The 5522-nt window shown below is 67.5% G+C and carries 4 protein-coding genes and 1 pseudogene; 4 read left to right on the top strand and 1 reads right to left on the bottom strand.

Going from position 1 to position 5522, the window contains the following annotated elements:
• A pseudogene (locus B9G49_RS16390) lies at positions 1 to 104 on the top strand (IS1595 family transposase); the annotation flags it as partial.
• 1075 nt (positions 105 to 1179) lie between these two features.
• A complete protein-coding gene (locus tag B9G49_RS15485) occupies positions 1180 to 1692 on the top strand; it encodes a GrpB family protein (RefSeq protein WP_086216967.1) in 513 nt (170 codons plus the stop codon).
• Between the two features lie 180 nt (positions 1693 to 1872).
• Here the strand turns inward: B9G49_RS15485 and B9G49_RS15480 are convergent, their stop codons facing one another.
• On the bottom strand, positions 1873 to 2952 hold the full coding sequence (locus tag B9G49_RS15480; protein ID WP_086216966.1) for an NAD(P)/FAD-dependent oxidoreductase: 1080 nt from the start codon (positions 2950 to 2952) through the stop codon (positions 1873 to 1875).
• A gap of 207 nt (positions 2953 to 3159) precedes the next feature.
• On the opposite strand from B9G49_RS15480, the gene B9G49_RS15475 reads away from it, so the two are divergent.
• On the top strand, positions 3160 to 3477 hold the full coding sequence (locus B9G49_RS15475) for a hypothetical protein (protein WP_049933489.1): 318 nt from the start codon (positions 3160 to 3162) through the stop codon (positions 3475 to 3477).
• Positions 3478 to 3620: 143 nt separating this feature from the next.
• On the top strand, positions 3621 to 5522 hold a 1902-nt coding region (locus B9G49_RS15470), incomplete at its 3' end, for a prolyl oligopeptidase family serine peptidase (RefSeq protein ID WP_086216965.1).

The raw sequence follows: 5522 nt of genomic DNA, 5'->3' as shown, positions 1-5522 counted from the left end.
TGGAGCAGGCCGCTCGGACCTACGGCTTCCTCCGGTCACTGAACCTTACTGGGGCACCGATCCACAGTCTCGTGGACTGTATCGCTGTCAATGTATTCCGCTAGTTCCGCCAGTCTACCGAAGAGCGGATGAACAAGAGTATCAGCATATAGGAACCACAAGTAGACGATACCTGCCGCGATAGCTGTGAGGGGAATACTCGCTTCAACAACTTCGATCAGGTGTAATCCATCCATAGCAAGAGAATACAGCCATCGAGCAGAAGCCAACCCAGCAACTACCGCGGTGACGGTCAGTATCTTGCTGAACCATCCAAGGATTTTCTCTGGAAGAGCAAGCAGAGAAGTTACTGTTTCGTGTGGGTCATAGTCGGGGATTCGACCATACGGCTCGACAGCCCAATCTCGGAGTTCAGGATCGCTATGATCGCTGAAAGCCTCCTGAAATTCGCCAATATCCAAATACGCCATAGCATAGATCTCGACTACCTGCTCTCGCGCAGTTTTCAGATCATCAATCGGGACGAGTGATAGAACAAGTCGGGTCCACAATTCGCCGATCTTGTTCTGCCAAAGTGTGTGAGCCGGGTGTGTTCCTGATTGGCTCGCCATAGTTCTGTTAAGGTGACAGGATAAATAAAACTGCCCGCAAATATCTTTTCAGAGCAATTCAATACACAGCACATTTCGAGGGCCGAATCGTGTTTACGACTGGATTCTCTACAAATCTTCTCGTGGGTCATTTCGGTACTTTATTACAGTAAGTTAGCGTAGTTGTGAGTACAGAATTTGCTGTTGGAAGAATCCGGAAATCGTTTCCGCTAATGTCGCGATTTCGGGTGTTTGAGTACGGCGAGCCTTCCAAGCTCATGGCCCGGGTTCAAATCCCGGCCGGCGCATTTCTCGAACGAAGTGAGAGAAATCGCCGCCGAGTTTGAACCCTATCAGTCGCGCGCAGCGAACGGAGTGAGCGAGCACGTCCGATTTCGGTTCAAATCCCGGCCGGCGCACTCCCTTCGGTCGTGCGCCGGCCGTACCCCCGCTCGCTCGCGGGAGTCCCGGCTGGCACATTTTCTGAGTCACTTCGTCGCTTAACGGTCGATTCGTTCCGCTCAGCGAGCCCCCGAACGAGGTAAGAGAACGCTGTAAAGGATTTATACTGCGAGGACGAGGCCCGAGTGTGGTCGGACTCGCACGGGGGACCGTCGAAGTCGTGCCGTATCAGGAGTCGTGGAGCGACGCGTACGACGCGGAGGTGGCTCGGTTACGGAGCGCAGTTGGTGATCGCGTCCGTCAGTTCGAACACATCGGCAGTACCGCGGTCGAGGGGATGGCGGCCAAGCCGATACTCGACGTGCTCGCCGTAGTCGACGAATCGACGACCGCGAGCGACCTCGTCCCAGCGCTCGAAACGCACGGCTACGAACGGCGCCCCGATGAGGTGGACGGGCGGGTGTTCCTCGCGAAGGGACCGCCAGAGAATCGTACGTGCTATCTGTCGATCGCCGAAGTCGGAAGCGCGTTCCACCACGAGAAGATCGCGTTCAGGGACGCGCTTCGGAGCGATCCGGAACTCGCCGAGCGGTACGCCTCGTTGAAACGACGGCTCGCGGCACGGTATCCCGAGAACCGACAGCGGTACACCGCCGAGAAGGGCGCGTTCGTGCGAGCCGTCCTCGATCGACGGGACTGACGCGGTCCGCGGTCGAGGTGCCGTCGGCGAGAGACGGGTTAGCGCCGCGTCACCGTCGACGGCCCCTGCCTCGGGGCCGGGGCCGGGAATCAGAGAGGTCGCCGTGTCGACGCGGGCTCGTCCTCGCCGTCGTCCGAGACGGGTCGCGTCGAGCGGACGGAGTCGCGACCTCGCGGCGCCTCAGTCGTCGTCTGCCGCGGGCTGCTCCGCGCCGGCCTCGGCGGTCGCCTCGTCTCGCGGCCCGCCCGCGTGCCCCTCGTGGGCGACGGCGGTCGCCATGAGGTGCGGCGGGATGGCGGGCACCTCGTCCTCGTCGACCGGACCGTCCTGCGCGATATCCTCCGTCGACCGCGGGAACTCGCGGAGCTCCTTGTGGACCGCGATACCGGCCTTCGCCCCCTGCCCCATCGCGACGGGCACTTGATTGTGGCCGGGCGTGATGTCGCCCACCGCGAAGACGCCGTCCTCGCTGGTGCGGCCGTGGTCGTCGACGTCGATCTCGCCGCCGTCGGTCAGGTCGCAGCCGAGCGCCTCGGCGAGCGCGGTGTTGTAGTCGGAGCCGTACATCGGGAACCCGCCCCGGTACTCGCGGCGGGTGCCGTCCTCGAACTCCATCGCTTCGAGCCAGCCGGAGTCGGGATCGTTCTCGACGCTCGAGATGTCGTCGTGAACGACCTCGACCGGGTGCGCCTCCAGCTGCGCCGCGGTCTCATCGCTCCACGTCGGCTCCGCGCCGCGCGTCAGGAGGTCCACGTCGTCGGTCATGTTCAGCATGATCATCGCGACGTGCGCGGCGGCCTCGCCGTGACCCATCACGTACACCGGCTCGTCGACGAACATGTAGGCGTCACAGTGGAGACACCAGTGGAGCCCCTTCGCGTTCCGCGGGAGCGGCGGCTCCGGGCGCTCGTCGGAGAAGCCCGTCGCGAGGACGACGCGGTCCGCGAGGATCTCGCTGTCGTTCGTGGACAGGCGGAACCGGTCGCCGTCGGTGCGCTCGACGTCGGTGACGAAGCCGCGCTCGAAGGTGCCGCCGTACGACTGTACCTGCTCGCGCCCGGTGGCGAGCAGCTCGTTCCCGGACACTTCCTCCGTGACGCCGATCACGTTGTGGGTGTCGGCCATCATCGCGGCGCGGCCGCCGCCGCGGTCGATCAGCACCGTCTCGTGCCCCAGGCGGGCACCGTACAGCGCGGTCGTCAGCCCCGCCGGCCCGCCGCCGACCACCGCGATCTCGTACTCGTCGTCGGACGAACTCATTACCCGTGATACGCGCTCCGCCGGTTTAAATGGCGCCGTGGTGTGCGCGCCCCGCGACCAGCCACCGCTGGCGCGACCGTCCCGCGCTACTCGAAGTGCGCGTCCCGCCGCCGCCCGGAGCGACGCCGTCAGACCGCAGGACTCCGAGGCGGGACGAGGGGAAGGCGGTCCGGACGTTTATGAGGTCGTACCGCGTCTGGCCAGTCAGTGCCCTCTCGCCTCGCCATCGCCGTCGGCCTCCTGATCGTCGGGGCGGCCGCCGACGTCGGAACGACGTACGTCGCGCTCACCGGGAGCGAGTACGTCGAGGGGTCGCCGGTCGGCCGCCTGTTCATCTCCCGGTTCGGCCTCCTCGGCGGGATGCTCCTCACGAAGGCCGTCGGGATGGCGGTCATCGGCGTTCCGGTCGCGGTCGCCGGCGGGACGCGGCGGTTCGTCGCGACGCTGATGTGCGGCGGCGTCGGCGCGCTCTCGCTGGCGGTCGCCGCCCGAAACCTCCTGTTCGTCGCCGGACTGTGGCCGTGACTCCGCGATCGTGGGCGGGGTCGCTTCGTTGGGCGGAGTCGCCTCGCTGAGCCCGGTCGCCTCGCTGAGCCCGAAGTGAGCCAACTGGCGGGCGCGGCCGCCGCGACCCCAGCCGTTTTGCGTCACCGGCCACAGGCGAACGTATGTCACGACAGTCCGCTCCGGCGCCGTCCCCGCCGGAGACCAGACGCGAGGTCGTCACGGAGACGCTCCACGGGATCGACGTCGACGACCCGTACCGGTGGCTCGAAGGCGACGACGCGGCGGTCAGCGAGTGGGCCGACGCCCAGAACGACCACGTCGACGCCGCGCTCGACGACGCCCTCCGCGACCGCCTCCGCCCGCGCTTCGCGGACCTCGTCGAGGTGGCCGACTACGGTCCGATCAGCGTTCGCGAGGGCCGGTACTTCGCAACGGTCCGCGAGCCCGGCGCGGACCACGCTCGGCTCGTCGTCCGCGACGCGCCGGACGGCACCGACCGCGTCCTCGTCGACCCGAACGCGTGGGCGGCGAACCGCGACGGCGACCGCCCGCCCCGGTCGATGGCGTGGTACGTCCCTTCCCACGACGGCGAGCGCGTCGCGGTCGGCGTCACCGACGGGGGCGACGAGAACTACGACGTGCGCGTCCTGTCGGTCCCTGATCCGAGCGACTCCGGAGTTGAGTCTCCGGAGGCCGAGGGATACGGCCCGGGCGTCGAAGAGATCGCGTCCCTCCCCGAGCGCGGCCGCGTCAACGCCGGGAGCCTCGCGTGGACGGCCGACGACGAGGGGCTCGTCTACGTCGCCACCGGCGGCGCGGCCGACGGCGCGCAGATGGACAAGGAGATCCGCCGGTTCCGGTTCGCGGACGGCCCCGACGCGGAGTCGGTCCTCCTCGAACACGACGACCAGCACGTCTGGCCGCGCGTGACCGTTGACCCGGACTCGGGACTGCTCGCGGTCGCTTTCTCCGAGATGGTGGGCGGCACCGAGTGGTACGTCCGAGTTGACGGCGACCTCCGGCCGGTCCTGACCGACACCGACGCCGAGACCTCCGTCCGGTTCCACGACGGAACGGCGTTCGTCTCGACGGACCACGGCGCACCCCGGCGACGGCTGCTCGCCTGCTCCGTCGACCGCTTCCGCGAGGGGGACCTCTCGTTCGAGGAGTGCCGCGAGGTCCTCCCCGACGGCGAGGGGATCCTCCAGTCGGTCGTGCCGACCCCGGAGCGCCTCCTCGTCCACCGCCAGCGGGACGCCCACTCGCGGCTCTCTGTCCACGACCGCGACGGGACGCACCTCCGAGACGTCTCGCTGCCGTCGTACTGCTCTGTCACGTGGGTCTCCGGGAACCGCGACGCGCCCGAGGCGTTCTTCGGCCTGACCGGCTTCGACCGCCCGCCGGCGGTTCGGAAACTCGACCTCGCCGACGAATCGCCGGGCGAAGGCGACGGGGTCGGCGAGGGCGGCGACGCGCCCGAACTCGCGTCGGCGGAGGTCGACTCGGTGGACCTCCCCGTTCCCGACGACCTCGTCGTCGAACAGCGGTTCGTCGACTCGACGGACGGCGCCGAGGTGCCGGTGTTCGTCTGCTACCGCGAGGAAGTGAACGTTGAGGGTCCCCGTCCGACCGTGCTGTACGGCTACGGCGGATTCCGCAACAGCATCACGCCCTCGTTCGGCCGGTTCCGGCTCCCGTTCCTCGCCGACGGCGGCGCGTTCGCGGCGGTGTGCGCCCGCGGCGGCTACGAGTACGGCGAGCCCTGGCACGAGGCCGGCATGCTGGAAGACAAACAGCACACCTTCGACGACTTCGTCGCGGCGGGCGAGGCGCTCTGCGAGTCGGGGCTCACCGACGCGGACCACCTCGCGGTCGCCGGCGGGTCGAACGGAGGGCTCTCGGTCGGCGCGGTGGTCACCCAGCGCCCGGATCTGTGGGCGGCCGCGCAGTGCGCGGTCCCGCTGCTGGACATGCTCCGGTTCCACCGGTTCCTGCTCGGCGAGTCGTGGACGACGGAGTACGGTCACCCCGAGGACCCGGAGGCGTTCGAGTATCTCAAGGAG

Source organism: Halorubrum sp. SD683 (genome assembly GCF_002135045.1).
Classification (GTDB): domain Archaea; phylum Halobacteriota; class Halobacteria; order Halobacteriales; family Haloferacaceae; genus Halorubrum; species Halorubrum ezzemoulense.
Note: the sequence above shows the minus strand (reverse complement) of the source record. Positions and strands in the feature narration are given on the sequence as shown.